The organism is Bacteroides sp. (genome assembly GCF_052357945.1).
In the GTDB taxonomy this organism is placed as follows: domain Bacteria; phylum Bacteroidota; class Bacteroidia; order Bacteroidales; family Bacteroidaceae; genus Bacteroides.
In genome coordinates, this window is the sequence record NZ_DAWCXD010000036.1 from 15479 (window position 1) to 41588 (window position 26110).

Here is a 26110-nt window from a genome sequence, read left to right on the forward strand (position 1 = left end):
ACTTTAAATTGAAAAGATTATGAAATACAGAAATATGCTTCCGTTTGTTGCCTTGTCGGTGCTGATATTGACATCGTGTGACGATAATAAGATGGAGTGGTATAAAGACCCTACACATGGAGCGGTTACTTCTTCCGAACTGCCTTTACAGTTGGCTGAAAAGATTTCCCGTTACAAGCCGTTGAAAGAATATTTATCCGATCCCAACTTTAAGTTGGGTATCGGAGTGGGGATGGATGAATATCTTGGTGACGAGACAACGACTACCATTGTGAATGAGAACTTTAATGATCTGACGATAGGATATGCCATGAAGCACGGTCCTATGGTTGATTCTAAAGGGAATTTGAAATTTGATAAGGTAGATCAATTGTTTACAAAGACTACAGAAGCGGGTATAAGCATTTATGGGCACTGTCTGATTTGGCACACTAATCAGAATGCGAGTTATCTGAATAGTCTGATTGCACCGGAAGTTATTCCGGGACCGGCGGGCAGTAATTTGTTGGATCTGTCAGGCATTGAAGATGGAACCTTTGATGGCTGGAATCGTAAAAATGGAAGTGATGCGATGTCCATTGTGGAAGGGGAAGGACTGACAACTACTTCCAAAGCATTGAAATTTGCAGTAGGGTCTTCTGTAACGGCTGCTCATTCTGTGCAATTATATACTCCTGACATTTCAGCAGTAAGTGGGCATAATTATGAAATTTCATTTTTTGTCCGTTCGGATAATCCCGGTAAAGCCCGGTTGACTTTTGATGGGTTAGGAAATAATTATCCATATAAGGATTGGTATGCTACAGGTGGCAGTTGGACGGAAGCTTTTGAGACGACGTCTCAATGGCAGCAGGTGAAGATTACAGTGAATGATTTTGTTAGTACTACATTTCAGATTGCATTTGAGTTTGGTTATTTGCCGGATGTGACTTATTATGTAGATAATATTGTTGTGACAGACAAAGATGCGGAGCCTACTGTAGTTAATCTGATTTCTAACGGAGATTTTGAAAGCAAAGCTATTACTCCTTGGGGAGCTTGGAGTAGTGGAAAGGCCGCGATTTCGGAAGAAGGTGAAGGATATGGAAGTTCATATTCGATGAAGCTGACTAGTTCTGTTGACGGAGGGGCGGGCAATGCATATAAGGCACAGGCTGGATATGGCTTTGATACTCCTTTGGAAGTCGGCAAGACCTATGAGTTCTCTGCTATGATTAAAGCAAGTGTCTCAACTGCTTTCCAAATTCAAATTCAGAACTCAACGAGTTATGCAGGTGAATGCTATGTAGATGGAAATGTGAGTACGACTTGGACAGAATTTAAGAAAGAATTTACAGTGTCTAAAGAGGATATGAATCGATTCTGTATCAATTTCGGAGTTAGTGCAGGCGATTATTATATAGATAATATCGTATTGTCGGAGAAAGTGGTGGAGACTCGTGCAGTCACTCGCGCTTCCGGTCCTACTATCATCGAGAAGACCGATGGAGAAAAAGCAGAGATCATCAGAGATGCTATGGAAGACTGGATTTCAAAGATGGTTACTCATTGCAAATCTTATGTTCATGCATGGGACGTAGTCAATGAACCAATGGATGACGGAAAGACATCGGACATTAAGAGTGGTAAAGGCAAAACTGATCTGGCTTCTGATGAATTCTACTGGCAAGATTATTTCCTGACTCCGAAAGACTATGCAGTAGAAGCCTTCAAACTTGCCCGTCAGTACGGAAGTCCGGATGACAAACTATTCATCAATGATTATAATCTGGAGTATAATCTCAATAAGTGTGACGGTCTGATTAAATATGTGGAATACATCGAAAGCAAAGGGGCCAAAGTAGATGGTATCGGTACACAGATGCATATTGCTATTGATTCCAATAAAGACAATATCGCTCAAATGTTCCAGAAACTGGGTGCTACCGGCAAGTTGATTAAAATATCCGAGTTGGATATTAAGGTTAACACCTCGTCGCCTACTACTGAAAATTTGGCACAACAGGCAGAAATGTATCAGTATGTCATTGATATGTACAAAAAGTATATTCCGGCGGATAAACAATATGGTATTACCATCTGGGGAGTATCGGACAATGAAAAAGAACATGTGAATTGGATACCGAATGACGCTCCGAACCTTTGGGATGCTAATTATGCACGTAAACATGCTTATAAGGGAGTAGCCGATGGTTTGGCTGGTAAGGATGTCAGCGAAGACTTTACCGGAGATTTGGAATAAATGATTTTATAATAATTAAAGAGGGGGAGAGTGAGGGTTATAGTAGTTGTTATCATCCTGGAGCGGATCGAATGAATAACAATAACTACTGTAATCCACTCTTTCTAAAACTTTCGTTTTCCTCCTGTTCATCGGTGGTTTTAGCTTGAATGTAACATCGCGACAAGTATTTGTAACATACGTAAACGATGATGTAACAAGTGAGTAATGATTTGAATCAAAATTTCTGGGCGGACGGAAAGAAACTTCCTAAGTTTGCAAAGTGGAATCCCGGTGGATTTCTTCTCTTGCTAAATTATCATGAAATAAAGACATATAAAAGAAAAGACAGAATGAATAAGTATTGGTTTTATAAGGTAGGGTTAGTAGTTGTGTTCCTTTGCTTCGCCTTGTTGGGTGGAGCAAAGGTTAAACTTCCGGCTCTTGTTTCCGACGGAATGGTACTTCAGCGTGGGGAACCTGTCAATATCTGGGGAACGGCTGATCCTGATGAAACCGTTGATATAACTTTCCTGAAAAAGAAATATAAGACTGTTGCCGATGTACAAGGTAACTGGAAAGTGACTTTGCCTGTTTTGAAAGCCGGCGGACCTTATACGATGACCATTAATGATATCGAATTAAAAGATATTCTTATTGGTGATGTTTGGGTATGTTCGGGACAGTCGAATATGGAATTGCCTGTTTCACGGGTTACATATCGTTTTCGCGATGAAATATCTACGGACAGTAACTATCCGATGGTACGCTATATAAAAACACCTCTGCTCTATAATTTTCATGCTCCGCAGGCAGATATTCCGGGAATTTCCTGGCAAGCGATGACTCCTGAAAATGTGATGCCATTTTCCGCTTTGGTCTATTTCTTCGCTAAAGATATCTATCAGAAGACAAAAGTTCCGGTAGGAATCATAAATTCCAGTGTCGGAGGTTCACCAGTAGAAGCATGGATCAGCGAGGAAGGGTTGAAGCCTTTTCCATACTATTTGAATGAAAAGCGTATCTATGAATCGGACGACTTGGTGGAATCGATGAAAAAAGAGGAGAGGAAGAAAAGTCATGCTTGGAATGTGGCGTTGTGTCAGGGAGACAAAGGGATGCATGAGGCTATCCCTTGGTATGCTGCCGATTATGATGATAGCAATTGGACAGAAACAGATTTGTTTACTTCCGGCTGGGCAACAAACGGACTGAATACCGTCAATGGCTCCCACTGGTTCCGTAAAGACTTTCAGGTGTCTGCACAACAGGCGGGAGAGAAAGCGACTCTTCGTTTGGGATGCATCGTAGATGCAGATTCGGTCTATGTAAATGGCACATTTGTGGGGACTGTCTCTTATCAGTATCCTCCCCGTATCTATACCATTCCTGCCGGATTGTTGAAAGCCGGAAAAAATACAATAACCATACGCCTTTTTAGTTATGGCGGTCGTCCTCAATTTGTAAAGGAAAAGCCTTATAAAATCCTTTTCGGAAAAGGTCAGCCGGAAAAAGGAGAATCGGAGATCAATTTGGAGGGGAGTTGGAAATATCATCTCGGTGCTCCTATGCCCGCTGCTCCGGGACAAACGCCTTTTCATTATAAACCCACAGGACCGTATAATGCAATGATTGCTCCTTTGCTGAACTATACGGTATCCGGTGTCATCTGGTATCAGGGAGAATCGAATGTCTCGCGCAGAAATGAGTATAAAGATTTGCTGACAGCTATGATTGTGGACTGGAGACAACGATGGAATAAGTCGGATATGCCTTTTTATATTATTGAACTGGCAGATTTTCTTTCACCTACAGATAAAAGAGGACGTGCTGCCTGGGCGGAATTCCGGAAAGCGCAGGAGGAAGTAGCCGATACAAATAAAAATGTTACTCTGATTAAAAATAGTGATTTAGGAGAATGGAATGATATTCATCCATTGGATAAAAAGACGCTAGGGCAACGAGTGGCAGCAGCTATCTTGATAGAAATGAATACGAAAAACAGAAAATGACCAATTTATCTATTTTATGGAGAATACAATAAAGGCCAATGAAGCGAAAGGTTTCTATAAACTCTCTTGGCTTCAACGTATAGGATTCGGTTCCGGTGATTTGGCGCAAAACCTTATTTACCAGACCGTATGTATGTATCTGCTGATTTTTTATACCAATGTATATGGACTTAAACCGGAGGTGGCAGCCGTGATGTTTCTTATTGTCAGGATAGTGGATGTCCTTTGGGATCCTCTGGTGGGTGCTTTCGTCGATAAGCACAATCCTAAACTAGGGAAATACCGTTCATACCTTATTTGGGGAGGAATTCCGCTGACTGGTTTTGCTATTCTTTGTTTTTGGAACGGCTTTTCGGGCTCACTGTTCTATGCCTATTTCACTTATGTAGGATTATCCATGTGTTATACATTGATAAATGTGCCTTATGGAGCACTGAATGCGTCACTTACCCGGGATACGAATGAAATCACGGTGTTGACGTCAGTGCGTATGTTTCTTGCCAATTTAGGCGGATTGGCGGTAGCCTATGGCATTCCGATATTGGTAAAGTTATTATCTCCCGATGGTAAAATCAATACTACCGCATCTGCCAATGCTTGGTTTATTACGATGACAATCTATGCTGTTGTCGGGTTGGCATTATTAGTATTCTGCTTTAGCCAGACGAAGGAGCGTGTAGTGATGGATCAGGAGGAAACATCCAAAGTGAAGGTCTCCGATTTATGGGTAGAGTTCTGTAGAAACAGACCTTTACGGATTCTGGCCTTTTTCTTCATTACAGCTTTTGCAATGATGGCCATTGGTAATTCAGCCGGTTCATATTATATGATTTATAATGTACGTGCACCGGAGATGTTGCCTTATTTTATGGCGTTAGGCTCGATACCCGCATTTATCTTCATGCCCATGGTACCTGCCATTAAACGTGCGATTGGAAAAAAACAAATGTTTTATGTATTCCTTTCAGTCGCCATATTGGGTATGGCATTACTGTATATTATTTCTGTGGTTCCGGTACTCAAAACGCAGATATGGTTGGTTTTTGTGGCGCAGTTCATAAAATCTACCGGAGTCATTATTGCGACAGGATACATGTGGGCTTTGGTTCCCGAAGTAATTTCGTATGGCGAATATACTCATGGTAAACGTATCTCAGGTATAGTCAATGCTTTGACCGGTATTTTCTATAAAGCGGGAATGGCTCTTGGGGGAGTTGTACCGGGGCTTGTTATGGCTTTCGTCGGATTTGACCAGACAAATGAAGTGTCACAATCGCCTTTTGCAGAACAGGGAATACTGTGGCTCGTGGCTGTTATCCCGGCATTGTTACTTTTGGTCGCTATGTTCATTATTTCTAAATATGAACTGGAAGATAATGTGATTGACAGTATAAATGAGGAGATAGAATCGCGCTGTAAAAAAGGCGAATAGATAAGAAAGTAGAATGTTTAAAAATATAACGTATGAAACTCAAACGAATAATTCTGTTGTTATTGACAGTGATGTTCTCTTTTTCTTTTGGAGAAGTTTTTGCGAAAGATGGAAATTCGCTGAAAAAGGCTTTGAAAAACAAGTTTCTGATTGGCGTGTCAGTGAACACACATCAAAGTTCCGGTAAGGATGTCGCAGCTGTTGAAGTTGTAAAGAAGAATTTTAATTCCATTGTGGCGGAAAACTGTATGAAGTCTTCTGTCATTCATCCGAAAGAAAATAAGTATAATTTTACGCAAGCAGATGAATTTGTCAGTTTTGGTGAGAGCAATCAAATGGCTATCATTGGTCACTGTCTGATTTGGCATTCACAATTGGCTCCTTGGTTTTGCGTAGATAAGGACGGGAACAATGTCTCTCCGGAAGTTCTGAAGAAGCGGATGAAAGACCATATCACTACCATCGTGAAACGTTATAAAGGCCGCATCAAAGGCTGGGATGTAGTAAATGAAGCGATTGAAGACAATGGAGCATATCGCAAGACAAAGTTTTATGAGATTCTGGGTGAAGAATATATCCCATTGGCTTTCCAGTATGCACACGAGGCCGATCCGGATGCCGAACTTTACTACAATGACTACTCTATGGCCCAACCGGGCAGAAGAGAAGCCATCGTGAAAATGGTGAACGATTTGAAAAAACGTGGAATCCGTATTGATGCTGTAGGTATGCAAGGACACATTGGCATGGACTATCCGAAAATCAGTGAATTTGAGAAGAGTATGCTGGCTTTTGCCGGAACGGGGGTGAAGATAATGATAACGGAACTGGATTTGACAGTGATACCATCACCGAATCCCAATGTAGGTGCAGAGGTTTCTGCTTCTTTTGAATATAAGAAAGAGATGAATCCTTATCCGGATGGATTACCGGAAGAGGTATCGAAAGCATGGACTGAAAGAATGAATGACTTCTTCCGTCTGTTCCTGAAACATCATGATCTCATCACCAGAGTTACTCTTTGGGGAGTAGCCGATCATAACTCTTGGCGTAATGACTGGCCGATGAGAGGCCGCACGGATTATCCGTTACTTTTTGATCGCAATTATCAGCCGAAGCCGGTAGTCGACCAGATTATCAAAGAGGCTGAAAAAACAAAATAAGTTTTTAACAGAAAAAACAGAAATAGGATGAAAACAGAAAAAAGATATTTAGTTCCCGGTGATTATATGGCTGACCCTGCCGTACACGTATTTGATGGCAAACTGTATATTTATCCCTCTCACGATTGGGAAAGTGGTATTGCCGAAAATGATAATGGCGATCATTTTAATATGAAAGATTATCACGTGTATTCTATGGATGATGTGATGAACGGTGGAATAAAAGATCATGGAGTGGTGCTTTCCACCGAGGATATTCCTTGGGCGGGCCGTCAACTTTGGGATTGTGATGTGGTTTGTAAAGATGGTAAATACTATATGTATTTTCCATTGAAAGATCAGAATGATATATTCCGTATCGGGGTAGCTGTGAGTGATAAACCTTATGGTCCTTTTATACCGGAAGCTAATCCGATGAAGGGTAGTTATAGTATTGATCCGGCTGTATGGGATGACGGAGATGGTAACTATTATATGTATTTTGGTGGATTGTGGGGTGGACAACTTCAACGTTACCGTAATAATAAAGCTTTGGAATCTGCTATTTTGCCGGAGGGAGAGGAGGAGGCAATACCCTCGCGTGTCGCTCGTTTGAGTGAAGACATGCTGGAGTTTGCCGAAGAACCCCGTGCAGTGGTAATTCTGGACGAAAATGGCAAGCCATTGACAGCAGGGGACACGGAACGCCGTTTTTTCGAAGCTTCGTGGATGCATAAATATAATGGTAAATACTATTTCTCCTATTCTACGGGAGACACTCATTTGCTCTGCTATGCAATAGGTGATAACCCTTATGGTCCGTTTACTTATCAGGGAGTCATTCTGACTCCGGTGGTAGGATGGACTACTCACCATGCTATCGTAGAGTTTAAAGGCAAGTGGTATCTGTTTCATCATGATTGTGTACCATCAGAGGGAAAGACTTGGCTCCGTAGCCTGAAAGTCTGCGAACTTCAGTATGATACAGACGGACGAATCATTACCATTGAGGGAAAAGATGAATAATAGAATACATTAAAACAACCGCCTCTATCTGAAAAATATGCCTAGAAATATATTTGCATTGACATTCACTATCCTTTTTTGTTTTTCTTCTATTTGGGCAGAAGATGGAAGGGCTTTGTGGCTTCGTTATGCAGCGGGAGCGAAAGCGGAAATCACCAGCAAGAAACAATCACCTACATTACGTATTGCGGTTTCCGAATTACAGAACTTCTGGCATGGAGGGATCCCGGTTACTTTGGAAGTTCGAAATAATAAAGAACTTCGTGCACTTGGAAATGAAGGATATACGATTCAGACTTCCAAAGATGGCAGTCAAATAACGATAGCTTCTTCTGGTGAACAAGGAGTACTTTATGGAACGTATCATTTACTCCGTCTGCAAGCTACCGGACAACTACCGAAGTCAGCTTTGCAATCCCTCAATATCTCCCAACGACCTGATTACCGAATTCGTATCCTGAATCATTGGGATAACTTAGACGGTACAATCGAACGCGGATATGCCGGACATTCACTTTGGAAATGGGACGAACTTCCGTCTGTTGTCTCTCCCCGTTATGAAGCCTACGCTCGTGCCAATGCTTCTATCGGCATTAATGCCACCGTAATAAACAATGTCAATGCAAGTCCCAAGATACTTTCTAATGATTATTTGCAGAAAGTCAAAGTCTTGGCCGACATTTTCCGCCCTTATGGTTTGAAAATATACCTATCTATCAATTTTTCTTCTCCCGCAGTTTTAGGCGGTTTGTCCACTTCCGATCCGTTGAATAAAGAAGTGATAGACTGGTGGAAGCAGAAAACAAAAGAGATTTATTCCCTGATTCCCGATTTCGGAGGTTTCCTGGTGAAAGCGAATTCCGAAGGGCAGCCCGGTCCATGTGACTACGGACGCACTCATGCCGAAGGAGCCAATATGCTTGCCGATGTGTTGAGGCCCTATCATGGCATTGTGATGTGGCGCGCTTTCGTTTATTCTCCGACCGACAGCGATCGTGCGAAACAAGCCTATCTTGAATTTGAACCTTTGGATGGTAAGTTCCGGGATAATGTTATTGTGCAGATCAAGAACGGTCCGATAGATTTCCAACCCCGTGAGCCATTCAGCCCGCTGTTTGGAGCTATGAAGAAGACGGCAGTTATGCCCGAATTTCAAATCACACAAGAGTATCTTGGCTTTTCCAATCATCTCGCATTCCTTGCTCCTATGTGGAAAGAGTGCTTAGACAGTGATACTTATCTGCAAGGCAAAGGCTCTACCATTGCCCGTGTGACGGATGGTTCTTTATTCCCTCATCCGCTCACGGCTATTTCCGGAGTGGCAAACATCGGTGATGATACTAATTGGTGTGGACATCCTTTTGCCCAAGCCAACTGGTATGCTTTCGGACGCTTGGCATGGAAACATTCCCTCTCTTCCGAACAGATAGGAGAAGAATGGTTGAAACAGACTTTTCTTCCCGTTACCGGTGCGCAAACCGATACTCCGGCAGGAGAAGTCGTTCAAAAAGAGCAAATCGACGCTCAACTCTCCCTTCTCAACTCCCAAGTGCTTCAGAAATCGAGAGAAGCAGTAGTAGACTACATGATGCCTCTCGGCTTGCATCATATCTTTGCATGGGGACATCATTACGGACCAGAACCCTGGTGCGATATTCCCGGTGCCCGCCCGGATTGGTTGCCTCCTTATTACCACCGTGCCGACAACATAGGAATAGGTTTCGACCGCAGCAGTACAGGAAGTAATGCTATCGGACAATACCATTCTCCATTATGCGAGCAACTGGACAATGTGAATACTTGTCCGGAGAATCTGCTCCTTTGGTTTCACCATGTTCCCTGGAATCATCCAATGAAGAGCGGACGTACACTTTGGGCAGAACTGTGCTACGCGTATGATCGTGGTGTAAACGAAGTGAGAAATTTTCAAAAAGTATGGGATAGGATGGAACCGTATATTGATTCCGAACGCTTCTATGATGTGCAACACCACCTGAAGATTCAGGCACGGGATGCTGTCTGGTGGCGGGATGCTTGTTTGCTTTACTTCCAGCAATTCAGCAGACAACCGATACCTTATGAATTGGAACGTCCCATACACGAGTTGAAAGATATGATGGAATACAAATTGGATATAACCAATTTTGAATGTCCACCTTACGGGTTTAGTAAGTAAATAAAGATATTCCCTATAGGTGACGAATAAGAATATGTTTGCAATTTGGCGTCTTTTATGATAAAATTGTTACCTTTGCGGGCAATAATAAAACAGAATAAAAGAATATGAACCAAAATACATTCTGCATGGCGGGGGGCGTAGCACGCAACCCGCTTGTGCGTTTAGCCAAACCCATCACGGCAACTATCGGAGCGAATGAACACATAGCTATTGTAGGTCCCAATGGTGGTGGTAAAAGTCTTTTTGTAGATACCCTGATCGGAAAATATCCATTGCGTGAAGGAATCGTGGAATATGATTTTTCCCCCTCTGCCACCCAGACTCTTTATGATAATGTGAAATACATTGCTTTCCGCGATACTTATGGAGCCGCCGATGCCAATTACTACTATCAGCAGCGTTGGAATGCTCACGATCAGGATGAAACTCCCTATGTTCGTGAGATGTTGGGAGAAATCAAGGACGAGCAACTACAACGCGAACTGTTTGAACTCTTCCGTATCGAACCGTTGCTCGACAAGAAGATCATTCTCCTTTCCAGCGGTGAATTACGTAAATTCCAGCTAACTAAAACCTTGTTGACTGCTCCCCGCGTGTTGATTATGGATAATCCGTTTATCGGACTGGATGCTCCTACGCGCGAACTGTTGTTTTCTTTGCTCGAACGTCTGACGAAAATGTCGTCCGTACAGATCATTTTGGTACTTTCCATGCTCGATGATATACCGTCATTCATCACTCATGTCATTCCTGTGGACAAAATGGAAGTCTTTCCTAAAATGGAACGTGAAGTCTATTTGGACGCTTTTCGCAGTAGAGATGTGACTACCTCTTTTGATGACTTGCAGCAACGGATTATAAATTTGCCATCTGATGGCAACAATTATGATTCGGAGGAAGTAGTAAAACTGAATAAGGTCAGTATTCGTTATGGAGACCGAATTATTCTGAAAGAACTGGACTGGACAGTCCATCGTGGCGAGAAGTGGGCGTTGAGTGGCGAGAACGGTGCTGGAAAATCAACATTGTTGAGCCTTGTCTGTGCAGACAATCCGCAATCGTATGCCTGCGACATCAGTCTCTTCGGACGGAAAAGAGGGACGGGAGAAAGTATTTGGGAAATCAAGAAACATATCGGTTACGTAAGTCCGGAGATGCACCGTGCTTATCTCAAAAACTTACCGGCTATTGAAATCGTAGCCAGTGGTTTGCATGACAGTATTGGTCTGTATAAACGTCCTCAACCAGAGCAGATGGCTATCTGCGAATGGTGGATGGATATATTCGGCATTGCAGATTTGAAAGATAAACCATTCCTGCAACTATCCAGTGGAGAACAACGCTTGGCCTTGCTGGCAAGAGCTTTCGTCAAAGACCCGGAACTGTTGATTCTGGATGAACCCCTTCATGGCTTGGATACCTATAATCGTCGCCGGGTAAAGAAAGTGATCGAGGCTTTCTGCCAACGCAAAGATAAGACGATGATTATGGTGACACATTATGAATCGGAACTTCCCAACACTATAACAGATCGTATTTTCTTAAAGAGAAATCGGTAGAAAGTCTAAGATCATCCGTTTGTTGAGGGTAGATTGTGTAGGAAATGGAGATACGTTTTATATAAGGTATCTAAATCTTTTTCGCCATACGTGAAGTGTGTAGAGTGCGGTAATCTGACTATTGTTCTGTTGGAGTCAGGCAGCTTGCGTTCAAATACTCGTACACTGTATGTACTGACTAGCTCATCCCGATCTCCGTGAAAGACTAGGGTCGGAATATTTATTTCAGGGAGTATTTTTCGGGTGCGTGCCATCAACTGGAATAAATTGATGATTCGTGGAGCCCATGTGATATATCTGAATACGGAACAGGGCGCAACACTACTTGCCTGAAGGAGTGCCGAGGCCGGATCGTGTTCTGGAATATTCTTACAAAATCCTACCTTTAGATTATTTCGGATGGCCTGTCATTTGGTATGTACATACAGTGGAGTGTCAATGACTACGATACCGATTATCTGTGTGGGGTTCTCCATGTATGCGAGAAAGGAGAGGAGACCTCCCATTGAATGTCCGACAAGTATGATATGAGAATACTTTTCCCGATAAGAATCAATTTGCTGGCAAACATGCTCCTGCCACTCCTCTTTATTGCTTTGTGCAAACTCCTTGCCAGTTCCCCCATGTCCGGGTAGTAACAATGCGGCTGCGGCGTATCCTGCCGAAACACTAATCTTCATTAATTGAGTAAACTGTTCAGGTCCCTCTACGATACCATGGATGAATATGATAATATCCTCTGCATCTTTGTTGGGTATATATCGGGGTTGAATAGTGCTCATGGAACTATATAATACTTAATAATTTCGTTTTAGTTAATCGGATGCGTAAACCAGAAACAAGAACCTTTTCCCGGTTCCGATTCCACTCCGATTTTGCCGCCCAACTGTGTGGCGATACTTTGACAGATAGGGAGTCCCAGCCCTGTGCCGGCAATGAAATTATTCAATTTCACGAATCGGGTAAAGATAGCTTCCTGCTTTTCCGGTTCGATGCCCATTCCCGTATCTTGAACCGAGAATCTGACTTCATCTCCATTGATCCGGTAATCAATAACAATACTGCCCTCGGAAGTAAATTTCAGAGCATTCGTTACAAAATTCAGCAATACCTGATACAACCTGTTTTTGTCGCTGGTAAAAGTAAGCTCGGGCAGTTCCGGTGCTAAGAGAATCTCTACTTGTTCAGTAGCCCTTACTTGCATAGACTGTAGCAGTTCGTTGCAAAGTTGTTGTGCATCCACTTGTTCCGGGATAATATCGAAAGTCCCGGCTTCGATCTTTGACAAGTCAAGAATATCCGATATCAGTTGTAACAAGAGCTTGTTGTTCTCTTCAATAATCGTTGCATACAGATGTTTTTCTTCTGCATCCTCCGCTTCCTCAAGCAAACTGGAAAAGCCTACTATCGCATTGAGCGGGGTACGTATCTCATGACTCATATTCGCAAGAAAAGCAGATTTTAGCCGATCGGCTTCTTCAGCTTTTTCTTTGGCACCAATCAGCATCCGCTCTGTCTCTTTCAGTTCGGTAATATCAAAGTTGATACACAGCATTTCGATGATATTATCCTGCGGCTGATAATTCCTGACTAATACGTTAACCCGTGTCCAAGTGTAATTTCCATCTGCTCTGCGAATGCGGACATCGCGGGATAGCTTGGAACTTTCTCCTTTTATCACTTTATCCAGGAAGTCGATCATCGCAGCCCGATCTTCCGGATGGAAATGGGAATGAATGCCGATGATTTCCGGTAATGGGGTACCCTCTTCTTCACCTACATTCCTGTACCAGCTTCTCAAAGCATACCCATCCCGACTCAAAGCATCGAAGTGCGCGTAACCTACTTTGGCATAATCTCCTACCAGGTCGAAAAAACTCTCGAATTCCTGAATCTTATTATAAGCAATTGTATCTTCGGTCTTGTCTACATTAATTAAGAGGTAGTTGATAGGTTCGTGATTGTGATCGTATAGAGTGGTGACTTTGGTTGTTAAGTCAATGAAACCGGCTGTACTGTTAGGCTGATAATATTTGTTGATTTTGGAAAAGTCATACCGAAATGTAAAATCTGCGTTCTCATTGTCTTTTATTTTCTGTTTTATCTCTTCCGGCAATATAGGATTCTCGAAAATGTTGACTCCCAAAATATCTTCTTTATTGGAAATACGGAACATTTCCATATCTTTTTTATTCAGGTCGACCATTTGACCATCCTTATCATATAATTCGATGCCTACCGGAAGATTCTTATAAATATTATGTAGGATCCGCTCGCTATTTTGTAGAGCTTGATGTGCAGATGCTATATGAATTCCCTCTTGGGTTTCGGCAATTCCATATACTTTGGTGTTACCATTTTCGTCTGTTTCCTGGAAGCATGCCTTACTGCGAATCCATACATGACCTTTGGGAGTATCAAACAAGTATATTTCTTCTACAGTCTGTTGTAATTTGTCAAAAAACGGAAAAGTTGCGTATCCCTGATCTTCTTTTAGAATACGCTTGTTGAAATTTTCGAAACTGATGAGCCCATCTTCTCCTATTCCGAGTAGTTGGGAGATAAGTTCCGAACACTTGTAAGTCTCTGCTTTCAAGTCAGCTTCCCACCATCCTATATTCGCTTTGTTCATAAGCTTTTGTAGGAATTCGCTTTCGTTTTGTTCGTTTATTTTCAAGGTATGTCTGTATTATCAGGTAGTTAGACAATAATTTGCTCGTAAAAATAATCATTTTTGTTGAATTCCACTTTAAAAAAGTAAAAGATAGTATGATTGTATCACAAGGAAAGTCTGTACTAAAAAGAAATTGAGCATATATGATCAGAATATCAATAAATTATCTTCGTGTAAAAAAAGTAATCGAAGCATTCTGTACGCGTAAAGATAAAGCGAAGATTAAATCAACGTCCAGATGAATGGAAACCACCGGATATAGTTGTGAATCGTATCATTCTGGAGAGAAACATGGTGTTAAAATATTAAGAGCCAGATCATGGGAATAGAATATGTCTATAGCAACAAATGTGTTTATATGAATTATAATCTTTTTTAATAAATAGAGTATTTTTTGCTCTAATTGGTTATCTTTGCGTCCTGCGAAATACAAAAAGTAATAAAAATACATGGATAATAGTCAAAATGCTATTACTGTTATATACAGGGAGCATTGGCAAAAACTCTATATTCATGCATATAATCTGCTGAATGATGAGGAAAGCGCAAAAGATGTGGTGAACGATGTCTTTTGTTCGGTGCTTGAGAGCAGCGAACGGTTGACAACGGAAGAGGATCTGCTGCCGTTATTCTTCGTCATGGTGCGAAATCGTTGTATTGATCAAATACGTCATCAGAACGTGGTGCATAAAAATGCGGAAAGATATCTGGAAGAACTTTACAGTGGCTGGACTGTGAAAGAATATCGTGAGTATGAAGATAAGATAAACCGGATGCAGGAGAGCATTCGCCAGATGGCTCCGCAAATGCGAACTGTAGTGGAAGAATTCTTCTTAAATGAAAAGAAATGTGCAGAAATCAGTGAAAAGTTACGTATTAGTGATAATACTGTTAGAACGCACATTGCCAGAGCTTTAAAGATACTCCGAAAACAATTAACCATCTTTTTTTAAAAAAAAATCTATCAGGGTGTCATCAGTTTCAGCAACCTTTACGTGTTTAATGAAACTATTGACACTATGATAGACCATTCAGATAAAAAATTAGATTATGCACTTCGTGCCATACAACATCCGCAATTAAGGGAAACTGATGAATTTCTTCAGTGGATAAGCATACCTGAAAATAAAGAACTTTTCTTGGAATTAATGGCTTGTAAGGAGGCTATGATACGTGAGAATCTGGAACGGAAACGCAAGTACAGAAAGAAAATGCGCATTTTGGCAATTGCTTCTTCTGCTGCAGCTGTCTTGATACTGGCTTTTCTGATTCCTTCTTTGCTTCCTTCCACTTCTTTACCAGCGGAACAGCCGATACGTTTTTTTGCTGCGAACAACAATGATGAACATGTGATCCTACAAATGGATGGTCGTAGTGGACAGCAGTTGTTGACAGACAGTGTGATGGATGTGAAAGACTGGAAAACTGTCTCGGCAGACACTGTATGCTGTCAGACTTTGACTACACCACGTGGAAAAGATTTTCTGCTGGTACTGGCTGATGGGACTAAGGTATGGCTCAATGCTGAAAGTCGTTTGCGCTACCCTGTGGCATTTAATGGAAAAGAACGACGTGTGGAACTAGAAGGGGAGGCTTGCTTTGAAGTGGCAAAAGATGCCGAACATCCGTTTATTGTATGTGCCAACGGCATGAATACCATGGTGCTGGGAACTAAATTCAATGTGCGTTCCTACAGTGCTGAAGATCGTCATGTGACTTTGGTGAATGGTAAGGTGCAGGTCACAAACACAGCTAACAATAAGTCGGTAACATTACGTCCGGGACAGGATTTGACCTATACGGAAACCGGAGAGGAAAAAGTATCAGAAGTGAATATCGCTACATATACAGCCTGGACAGAGGGAATGTTCTACTTTGAGGATGTGCCGTTGGAAGAAATCATGGGTGCTTTGGGAAGATGGTATAATGTGAATATCGATTTCGAGCGGCGCGAATTGTATCATATCAGGTTGAACTTCTGGGCTAACAAAAATACCCATTTGGATGAAGCATTGGAACTACTGAATAAGTTGGAGAAAGTGCAGGTAGACTATCAGGACGGAACCATTACGATCAAACAGATTTAACTATACAAATACAACTCTTATGAAAAAGCAACAAATTACATTATTAGAAAAAAGAACTAAAAGAAAGCTTGTATGGATGAAAACTGCCTTTCTATTGCTGGTGCTCACAGCAGCAACCTTGCAAGGATGGGCGCAGAATGCAGAAAACAGGCAGATTTCTTTAGAGATGAAAAACGAACCGCTCGGTTCGGCCTTGAAACAGTTCAGCAATGTATCTGGTTATAAGGTGAATTTTCCCAGTGAAGACGTTGCACCTTATCGTGTAACTGTGAGTATATATCAGATGTCTCCTTTGGCAGCACTTCAGAAGATGCTGGAAGGAAAGCCTTTTGAGTATGATGTGAAACAAAATTTCATCACTGTCCGTAAAGTGAAAGCTACCTCGACAGCTGCTTCAGGTAAGTTCAGAAATGTTGGGGGACAGGTAGTGGATGAAAGTGGTGATCCCTTGCCGGGAGCAAATGTAAAGGTGCTTAACAGTCCCTTTGGTGCTATTACGGACGCAGAGGGAAACTTTACTTGTAGAGTTCCGGTCGATGTACATACATTGGAAGTGTCTTTCGTTGGTATGCAGTCGGAAATGGTTTCTGTTAAAGATCGTAACAACGTCAGGGTGATAATGCATGAGGACAAGCAACAGTTGGGTGATGTTGTTGTGACGGGTTATCAGCGTATTAGCCGTGAACGTTCTACTGCCGCTTTCGGTTTCGTTGATTCCGAGCAACTGAACAGACAGATGCACAGTGATCTGGCCTCATCTCTGGAAGGGCAAGTAGCTGGTTTGCGTATGAATATCAATTCGAATACGGGTGATATGAGTCCTATTCTTCGTGGGGTAGGTACATTCTCGCGTGATGTGGGAACAGAACCACTGATTGTTGTGGACGATATGCCAACCAATTTGAGATTGAGCGAAATAAATCCGTATAATGTAGAGAGTATCACTGTGCTGAAAGATGCTGCCGCTGCCAGTATTTATGGTGCTTTGGCAGCCAATGGCGTTATTGTGGTAGCCACGATGCGGGCTAAAAAAGAAGGTGCGCACGTGAGCATTAATGCAGACTGGTTTATCACTACCAAACCAAATTTCAAGAGTTTGAATTTAGCTTCAACAAGTGATATTATTGATTATCAGACAGCTGTTTTTGATGCCAATGTAGCGGAAAAAGGAAGTGCGGCGAATTTTTTATCTTCTTTTGAGCATAATTATTACAATCCCTTGTTTCAGCTTTATCTGGATCAGGCCAATGGGGATATTACCAGTGGTGAAGTAAATGCTACATTGGGGCAATGGCGCAATAATGATTATTATAAAGAATATCGTGATAACGCTTGGCGTACGGCTATAACCCAGCGCTATAATGTAACCGTATCACAGAAAGCCGGAAATAGCAACCATCTCCTTTCTTTCAATTATGAAAAGGATAGTCAGCGCGTTATCAGTGGTAAAAGCAATAAAATTTCTTTGTACTATAAATCGAATTATGCGGTTACAAACTGGTTGAATCTGAATGCTGGAGTGGACGTACGTATGGGACGTAGTCATACCCCGAATAGCGGTTATACTAGCTATACCCTGCAACAACGATATGAGCGGATATTGGATGCCGACGGTAACCATTATACTTCTCCTTACGTGAATGTGGGTACATCTCCTTCCTATAATGGGAGTGTTGTAAGAAAAGCTGAAGGTGTCTCACTTTATAGAACGTTTGGTTTCAATGTACTTGATGCATTGGAGGAAAGCATAACAAAGTCACATGATGTTAGTATTCGTCCGTTTGTAAGTTTACAGGCTTGTTCAAATACAACTTCATGTATCAATATGAATGGAATAAAGGTAAGAGTGAACTATTTGAGTCGGAAAATACTTATGCAATGCGTATGCTACATAACAGTATGGTTGATACAAATGGAAAAGCACAATTGCCGCAAGGGGGACGTTTTTATCAGACAGAAGTAGAAAGTAAGCGTTACACGGTACGAAACCAGATTGACTTTGACAAAACTTGGAAAGACCATGCAGTAACTGCCATTGCCGGTCTGGAATTTCGTGAAAACAAGATTCCGACACCTGCTTACCAATTGTTGTATGGCTACGATCCGCAGACATTAACTTCTGATTTTATGAACTGGCAGACCTATCGTGACGGTGTAGGAACAAGCGCTCTTTCTGACAGAACGATTACTTTATCGGGGCTGTCTGCCACTTTGCACGAGTCACGCCATCGTTATGCGTCTTTTTATGCAAATGCAGGATACTCTTATCTTTCACGTTATAATCTTTCCGGAAGTATACGTTGGGATCAAGCTGACTTGTTCGGGCTTGATATACGCAATCAGCGCCATCCTTTGTGGTCAGTCGGTGCTTCTTGGATTCTGTCGGAAGAATTGTTCATGGAAGAGATTTCCTGGCTGGATTACCTTAAACTACGTATGACGTACGGTATCAACGGTAATGTAGATCAAGCCTCGACTACCTATTTTGTTGTAAAGAAAAAAACACAGAGCAATCCTATCAAAACGACTTATCTGACTTACGAGGATGATGATCTGCCGAATCCGAAGCTTCGTTGGGAGAAAACGGCTACTTACAATATAGGATTAGATTTCCGTCTTTTCAAGAATCTGATAAGCGGTAGTCTGGAATATTACAATCGTCACTCATCTGATTTGCTGGTACGCCGATATATGGACCCTACTTTAGGAGCCGGTTCACGTGTGGTGAATAATGGTGAGATGCGTAATCGTGGCGTAGAACTTTCCCTTACAGCCAATATCATACGTAAGAAAGACTGGAACTTCGCTGTAGATTTAAACTTTGACTATAATAAGAACAAAATGTTGAAAGTCGATCATAGTGAATCTGATAATGCGCGCCTTTTTATAGTGGGGCCGCAGGATTATTTTATGGAAGGTACTAGTTATAATACGTTATGGGCTTACCGTATAGATCGTATTGAGAATGGATATCCGGTAGTAGTGGATAAAGATGGAAATGATCTGGTGAAATTTAATGAAGACGGCACGGTAGCCAGTATCACTTCTGGTTCTTCGCTCAAAGGTACTGATGACTTGGTGAACCTTGGTTCGCTGACTCCGAAATTCAGCGGATCAGTGGGGTTAAGATTCAACTATAAGAATTTTGATTTGAATGCATTCTTTGTGTATGCTGGTGGTAATAAGCTGCGTAACAGCGTATTAAAAATGGATGACCAGTTAGGTACTCAAACCTTGAAAGGAATTGCCAACCGTTGGACTGCGGATGATTCGAATGCGCAGGTACGCATGTACCTCGATATACCGGCACAGGTAAAAACTTATGCAACAACTTTCCAGGATTGGTGGCAATACGGTGACATCAATGTGAAAGATGCAGGTTATGTGAAATTGCGTAGTTTGAGTGTAGGGTATAACTTGCCGTTTACGGTTTGCCAGCACCTCCGCCTCTCTTCTCTGAAAGTGAAAGTGCAGGTAAATAATCTGTTTACCTGGTGTAAGGCAGGAAGTGATATTGATCCGGAGAGCTATGGAATGAGCGATGGTACACGTGGCATCGCTTCACCCAAGACTTACTCCATCGGATTATCAACAAGTTTCTAACTATTTAAAAGATACAAGATATGCGTAAATTACTTTATATATTGCCAGTTATTCTCATATTGGGTTTTGCAGCCTGTGAAAACTATGTGGATATTACTCCTACAGGCAAGAAAACGGTGGATTCTACTGAAACTTATTATGAATTGATAGCCTTGCCCAACCGGGCCTACCATCCGGCAGCTTTTGCCTTGCTGAGCGATAATGTCTGGTCGAAAGAATCGAATATCATAGGTAATGAGTTTATTTCATGGGATGGTATTAACATGACTTTTAATGAGGCGGCTAACCGGAAAGAGCTAAGTGATAACAATTTATATGAAAATTGTTATACATATATCCTACGGTCAAATATCGTAATTTCATTGGTTGATGCTAGTCTGGGTGATAAAGATGTTAAGGAATTGGCAAAAGCGGAAGCAAAGATCATGCGTGCCTGGGATCACTTTATTCTGATAAATACATTTGCGAAAGCATATAATCCGGAAACTGCAGCCACTGACGGTGGAGTTGCTATCATCGATAAATATGATTTGGAGGCTACTCCAACCAAATCTACGGTTGCTCAAGTATACGATTTCATTATTAAGGATATAGAGGAGGCGCTTCCTTATTTACAGGAAGAGCCGGTGAATGTATATCATCCGTCAAAAGCTTTTGGATATGCGTTGGCTGCCCGTGTTTATCTGTTCCATCGGGATTGGAAAAAAGCGAAAGAAGCTGCCGAAGAATCATTAAAGTTGAATAATACCCTGATTGATTATATTGATTTGGGAGTTAAAGGAGGTCCGACTAAGGTTACTACTTATGCCAAAGGCGGTAACCCGGAAGTGCTGAACTATGCTTATATGGGTGGTCCTACTGAAGTTTTAGCCTTTTGTTATGGTATGCTCAGTCCGGAGATGGTGCAACTTTTCGGACAGAATGATGAACGTATGAATCAGTTCTTTAAAACGAGTGACAACAGTGTATACTACTTTGACGAAGGCTCAGGAGCTGCTTTGTGGAACACTTCGATTACTTATTCTAAGTTCCAGCCTATGTCTGTGGGAATGCGTACTGCCGAAGTTTACTTGATTCTGGCAGAAGCGAAAGCACGGCTGAAAGATATACCAGGAGCTGTCCAAACATTGAACCTGTTGCGTGAAAAACGAATCAAGGGTGCCGAAGCCGTGTTGCCGGAACCTGCCACCGAACGTGAGATGATGCAGGCAATCATTGATGAGCGCCGTAAGGAGTTAATCTCCGGATTTAGTCGTTTTTGGGATTTAAAACGATATAATACGGAAGCTGAGTACGCAAAGACAATTACCCGTACTTTCCCGCTGGTATCTACGGATGTTGAGAAAAAGACATATACATTGAAACCGGATTCACGGTTGTATATCATTCCATTCCCGTTGGCTGCCCGCGAGAAGAATCCGAACCTGACAATGAACACTAACGAATAAGAAAATAAAGAGAAAACTATGCAAAAGATTTTGATGATGGCTGTGTTGGCACTCCTATCTCTACAAGGTGTGGGAGCCCGGTCCAGTGGTGTATATCTTCTGGAAGGTGGAAAGAAGAAACTGGTGGCACAGGAAGATACGGTCAAGAAAGACACTGTCAAGAAAGTGACAGCTTATGAGAAACTGTTGAAAGATGGAGGAAGTGAATGTGAAGGTATGTTTACGGTACGCCACATCAAAGATAACTGGTATTTTGAAGTGCCGGATACTCTTTTGGGACGGTTGTTGTTGGCTGTAACCTGGTTTAAAGCGGTGCCACAGGGTTTTAAAATGCTTAGCGGAGAAGAGGTGAACCGGAGTGTTGTTTATTGGGAACAGCATGATGATAAGACTCTCTTTTTACGCGAATATGTGCAATCGCAGTTTGCCCGTCCGGGTGATAACATTGCCGAGGCGTTGAAACAATCGACTGTAGATCCGGTAATCTATAAATTTGATGTAATTGGTAGAAATCCGGAGACTCAGGCACAGCTCATTGATGTATCAAAACTCTTTTTGAGTGATAATAAATTGTGTGGTTTTACTTCAAGCGACCGTTCCATCCTTGGTATCGGTTCTTTAGCCCAAGACCGTACATTTATGGATACGATAAAAACCTATCCTATTAACGTGGAGGCAGTGACTTTGCGTACTTACAGTATCAGTGCTGGTAGACTACCGGCTGCACAGACTGGTTCGGTGACAGTGAAACTGAATACCAGCATCGTGATGTTACCTAAGGAACCGATGCAACCACGGTTTGCCGATGAACGGGTAGGATTTTTCCAAAACCCGTTGACCGAATTTTCGGACGACCAGCAGATTACCGATCGTGGAGCTATCATCCAGCGTTATCGGCTGGAGCCGAAAGATCCGGAACGTTACCGCCGGGGACAACTCTCCGAGCCGAAAAATCCTATTATCTACTACATTGATCCGGCAACACCGAAGAAGTGGATACCTTATCTTAAAGCAGGTGTCGAAGATTGGAACGCAGCATTTGAAGCTGCCGGATTCAAGAATGCCATAGTAGCTAAAGAATGGCCGAACGATCCCAATATGAGTTTGGATGATGCGCGTTATAGTGTGATACGCTATCTGCCTTCGGAAACGGAGAATGCTTATGGCCCGCGTATTGTCGATCCGCGTAGCGGAGAAATTATGGAAAGCCATATCTGCTGGTATCACAACGTAATGAACTTACTTAAAAAGTGGTATATGGTGCAGTGTGGACCATTGGATAAACGGGCACGCACGATGACTTTTGATGATAAATTAATGGGCAGCCTGATTCAGTTTGTCTCTTCACACGAAGTGGGACATAGTATCGGCTTGCGGCACAATATGGCAGCCAGTTCGGCTACTCCGGTAGAGAAACTGCGTGATAAAGCTTGGGTGGAAGCCAATGGCCATACGGTATCGATCATGGATTATGCGCGGTTCAATTATGTAGCCCAACCGGAAGATCGGATTTCCGAAAAAGGATTGTTCCCTCGTATCGGTGTTTATGACAAATGGGCTATCCAATGGGGATATCGCTATCGTCCGGAATTTAAGGATCCTTATAAAGAAAAAGACGTATTACGTGCCGAAGTGACCAAAAAACTGCGGGGAGATCATCGCTTGTGGTTTGTTGGTGATGAAGGAAAGGGATTTGATCCCCGTAGCCAGAGTGAGGACTTGGGTGACAATAATATGAAAGCTAATGAATATGGTATAAAGAACCTGAAAAGAGTGATGGAAAACATACTGACCTGGACAGCGCAGCCTGACGGTGAGTACAATGACTTAACTACCATTTATAATTCGGTTCGTGCCCAACATTTGAAGTATACCCTGCAAGTACAAAAGAATATAGGAGGACGCTATATTAACAATTTGCCGGATCTCAAAGTACATGATTATCTGCCGCGTAGTTTGCAGAAAGAAGCTGTTGAATGGTTGGGACGCAATTTGTTTGTAGCTCCGCTATGGCTCTACCCTGATGAAGTGGTGAGTCGTACCGGAGTCAAGGCAGTGGATGAGATTCGTGACCGTCAAAGCTCTGTTGTAGCTTTATTGCTTGCACCGGGGATGTTGTATAATATCTATTCAACTTCATTGTGTTCTTCGGAATCGTATGTACTTGATGATTATTTGAATGATGTGTTTACTGCAGTGTGGAAACCATTGAATGATCCCAATGAACTGGAGAATAATTTCCGTCGTCAGTTGCACCGGACTTATCTGGACTTTGTAGAAGGCATGATAAAACCTAGTGGCAAAGATGGTGCCAATGCGAATCTGGCAATCAGCCGTTCTGATATTCAGCTTTTTGTAGAACAGCATTTAGATAAGATTGAAGACTCGGTGAAAGAGCAGCTTGCTGCTTATAAAGAGGGAGAACTTAATTACCGGCATTATGCGGCATTGTTGCGTAACGTCCAGAAAATAAAAGAAGGATATTATGGAAAAGATCCTGATACGCGGTCTTCTGATAAATAGCTTTGAGGAAAACGAAGAATAGAAAAAAATAGAAAAGTAGAACAGATTTTCTTGTATATATAAACTCTCTCTTTTTACTTTAACAGACTTACTCTTCTCTAATGATAACCTTGCTTTGATGAATCATCATCCATAATGCAAGCTTAGAATTAGAGGAGGGTATTTTTTTATGTCCCTGATTACTGCATCCCGCTTCTTTGCAGAAAGAATCATTATTTCTGGGTATTGACAACTATTTATTTTCTAGTGAACTTTGTGAAGAAACAATCTGTTGTATATATAAAAAGAAGAAAGGAGAATTTTAGAAATGAAAAAGATAGTATTACTTCGTCACGGAGAGAGTGCATGGAATAAAGAAAATCGTTTTACGGGCTGGACAGATGTAGATCTGACAGAAAAGGGAGTTGCCGAAGCTGAAAAAGCCGGAGAGACATTGAAAGAATATGGTTTCAATTTTGATAAGGCTTATACTTCCTATTTGAAGCGTGCGGTGAAAACCTTGAACTGTGTTCTCGATAAGATGAATCTGGACTGGATACCTGTAGAGAAAAGCTGGCGCCTGAATGAAAAGCATTATGGTGAATTGCAGGGATTGAATAAAGCCGAGACTGCCGAGAAATATGGAGAAGAACAAGTGCTTGTGTGGCGTCGTAGCTATGATATAGCTCCCCATCCTCTTTCAGAAAGTGATTTGAGAAATCCCCGTTTTGATTACCGTTATCATGAAGTCCCCGATGCGGAGTTGCCTCGTACTGAATCGTTGAAAGATACCATTGAACGTATTATGCCTTATTGGGAAAGTGATATATTTCCTAGTCTGAAAACAGCTCATACGCTGTTGGTGGTCGCTCATGGCAATAGTTTGAGAGGCATCATCAAGTATCTAAAAAACATCTCCGATGAAGATATTGTCAAGCTGAATCTACCTACGGCTGTGCCTTACGTATTTGAGTTTGATGAAAACCTGAACGTTGCTAATGACTATTTCCTGGGAAACCCAGAAGAGATCAAAAAACTGATGGAAGCAGTAGCCAATCAGGGAAAGAAAAAATAGAAAAGTTACACATTAAAAAAAGAAGTTATGAGTAAAGTAGTAGAATTATTAAGAGATAAGGCCTGTTATTACCTGGACCACACTTGCGAAACCATTGATAAATCATTGATTCATGTTCCGTCTCCCGATACAATAGATAAAATCTGGATTGATTCGGACCGGAACATCAGAGTATTGAACAGTCTGCAAACGTTGTTGGGACATGGGCGCCTGGCAAATACCGGTTATGTGTCTATACTTCCTGTCGATCAGGACATCGAACATACTGCCGGAGCATCGTTTGCCCCCAATCCGATCTATTTCGATCCGGAAAATATCGTAAAACTGGCTATTGAAGGAGGCTGTAATGGAGTAGTTTCTACCTTTGGGATTCTTGGATCCGTAGCACGTAAATATGCCCATAAAATACCTTTTATCGTTAAGTTGAATCACAATGAATTACTTTCTTATCCTAACAGTTTCGACCAAGTATTGTTTGGTACCGTTAAGGAAGCCTGGAATATGGGAGCAGTAGCGGTAGGCGCCACTATCTATTTCGGTTCGGAACAGAGTCGCCGTCAGCTCGTGGAGATAGCCGAAGCTTTTGAATATGCTCACGAACTGGGGATGGCAACCATTCTTTGGTGTTACCTGCGCAATAATGATTTCAAGAAAGGTGCTGTCGATTATCATGCTGCCGCCGACCTAACAGGACAAGCCGACCGTTTGGGAGTGACTATCAAAGCTGATATTGTGAAACAGAAACTTCCGACTAATAATGGTGGCTTCAAAGTTATCGGATTCGGAAAGATCGACGAGCGTATGTATACCGAACTTGCTTCCGAACATCCGATTGACCTTTGCCGCTACCAGGTAGCCAACGGCTATATGGGACGCGTTGGTTTGATTAACTCCGGTGGAGAATCTCACGGTTCTTCCGATTTGCGTGATGCAGTCATTACAGCTGTAGTCAACAAACGTGCAGGAGGTATGGGATTGATTAGCGGACGTAAAGCGTTCCAGAAACCAATGAACGAAGGGGTGGAATTATTGAATACTATTCAGGATGTATATCTTGATTCGTCAATAACGATTGCATAATCAGAGATAAATGGAAATAAATAATGCGAATCAGTATTTGATTTATTAGTTAAAAATTAGCGTAATTAGT

Annotated in this window: 16 protein-coding genes and 1 pseudogene; 14 read left to right on the forward strand and 3 right to left on the reverse strand. The window is 42.0% G+C overall.

Annotated features, from left to right (window positions below):
• The first annotated feature begins 19 nt into the window (after positions 1-19).
• From ACT8YW_RS09370 to ACT8YW_RS09400, 7 genes are all read left to right on the forward strand, one after another.
• A complete protein-coding gene (locus tag ACT8YW_RS09370; protein ID WP_444104720.1) occupies positions 20-2242 on the forward strand; it encodes an endo-1,4-beta-xylanase in 2223 nt (740 codons plus the stop codon).
• A gap of 332 nt (positions 2243-2574) precedes the next feature.
• Positions 2575-4233 (forward strand): sialate O-acetylesterase, encoded by a 1659-nt coding sequence (locus ACT8YW_RS09375; protein WP_444104721.1) that lies wholly within the window; start codon positions 2575-2577, stop codon positions 4231-4233.
• A 16-nt stretch (positions 4234-4249) separates the two neighbouring features.
• Positions 4250-5665, forward strand: coding sequence for an MFS transporter (locus tag ACT8YW_RS09380; RefSeq protein WP_444104722.1), 1416 nt, complete (start codon positions 4250-4252; stop codon positions 5663-5665).
• A 32-nt stretch (positions 5666-5697) separates the two neighbouring features.
• Positions 5698-6828 (forward strand): endo-1,4-beta-xylanase, encoded by a 1131-nt coding sequence (locus ACT8YW_RS09385; RefSeq protein WP_444104723.1) that lies wholly within the window; start codon positions 5698-5700, stop codon positions 6826-6828.
• Between the two features lie 27 nt (positions 6829-6855).
• Complete coding sequence (locus ACT8YW_RS09390) at positions 6856-7833, forward strand: glycoside hydrolase family 43 protein (protein ID WP_444104724.1); 978 nt, start codon at positions 6856-6858, stop codon at positions 7831-7833.
• A gap of 37 nt (positions 7834-7870) precedes the next feature.
• On the forward strand, positions 7871-10009 hold the full coding sequence (locus ACT8YW_RS09395; protein WP_444104725.1) for an alpha-glucuronidase family glycosyl hydrolase: 2139 nt from the start codon (positions 7871-7873) through the stop codon (positions 10007-10009).
• Positions 10010-10116: 107 nt separating this feature from the next.
• Positions 10117-11571: an ATP-binding cassette domain-containing protein gene (locus ACT8YW_RS09400; protein WP_444104726.1), complete on the forward strand. Its 1455-nt coding sequence runs from the start codon at positions 10117-10119 to the stop codon at positions 11569-11571.
• 11 nt (positions 11572-11582) lie between these two features.
• Here the strand turns inward: ACT8YW_RS09400 and ACT8YW_RS09405 are convergent, their stop codons facing one another.
• The 3 genes from ACT8YW_RS09405 to ACT8YW_RS09415 form a co-directional block, all read right to left on the reverse strand.
• Positions 11583-11828 carry a serine aminopeptidase domain-containing protein gene (locus tag ACT8YW_RS09405; RefSeq protein WP_444104727.1) on the reverse strand — a complete coding sequence of 82 codons (246 nt, stop codon included), beginning with the start codon at positions 11826-11828 and terminating at the stop codon, positions 11583-11585.
• A gap of 150 nt (positions 11829-11978) precedes the next feature.
• Entirely contained in the window at positions 11979-12353 is a 375-nt protein-coding gene (locus ACT8YW_RS09410) for an alpha/beta hydrolase (RefSeq protein WP_444104728.1), read from the reverse strand.
• Between the two features lie 29 nt (positions 12354-12382).
• Entirely contained in the window at positions 12383-14203 is a 1821-nt protein-coding gene (locus tag ACT8YW_RS09415) for a PAS domain-containing sensor histidine kinase (protein ID WP_444104729.1), read from the reverse strand.
• 491 nt (positions 14204-14694) lie between these two features.
• On the opposite strand from ACT8YW_RS09415, the gene ACT8YW_RS09420 reads away from it, so the two are divergent.
• From ACT8YW_RS09420 to ACT8YW_RS09450, 7 genes and pseudogenes are all read left to right on the forward strand, one after another.
• Positions 14695-15198 (forward strand): RNA polymerase sigma factor, encoded by a 504-nt coding sequence (locus tag ACT8YW_RS09420; RefSeq protein WP_444104730.1) that lies wholly within the window; start codon positions 14695-14697, stop codon positions 15196-15198.
• A 66-nt stretch (positions 15199-15264) separates the two neighbouring features.
• The gene (locus tag ACT8YW_RS09425; protein WP_444104731.1) at positions 15265-16332 is read left to right on the forward strand and encodes a FecR family protein; all 1068 of its coding nucleotides are present in this window, start codon (positions 15265-15267) and stop codon (positions 16330-16332) included.
• A gap of 19 nt (positions 16333-16351) precedes the next feature.
• A pseudogene (locus ACT8YW_RS09430) lies at positions 16352-19935 on the forward strand (SusC/RagA family TonB-linked outer membrane protein).
• Positions 19936-19955: 20 nt separating this feature from the next.
• A complete protein-coding gene (locus tag ACT8YW_RS09435; protein ID WP_444104732.1) occupies positions 19956-21383 on the forward strand; it encodes a RagB/SusD family nutrient uptake outer membrane protein in 1428 nt (475 codons plus the stop codon).
• Positions 21384-21401: 18 nt separating this feature from the next.
• Entirely contained in the window at positions 21402-23906 is a 2505-nt protein-coding gene (locus ACT8YW_RS09440) for a zinc-dependent metalloprotease (protein ID WP_444104733.1), read from the forward strand.
• 307 nt (positions 23907-24213) lie between these two features.
• Positions 24214-24960: a 2,3-diphosphoglycerate-dependent phosphoglycerate mutase gene (gene gpmA, locus ACT8YW_RS09445; RefSeq protein WP_444104734.1), complete on the forward strand. Its 747-nt coding sequence runs from the start codon at positions 24214-24216 to the stop codon at positions 24958-24960.
• Between the two features lie 27 nt (positions 24961-24987).
• Positions 24988-26040: a class I fructose-bisphosphate aldolase gene (locus ACT8YW_RS09450; RefSeq protein WP_444104735.1), complete on the forward strand. Its 1053-nt coding sequence runs from the start codon at positions 24988-24990 to the stop codon at positions 26038-26040.
• Positions 26041-26110 lie beyond the last annotated feature (70 nt).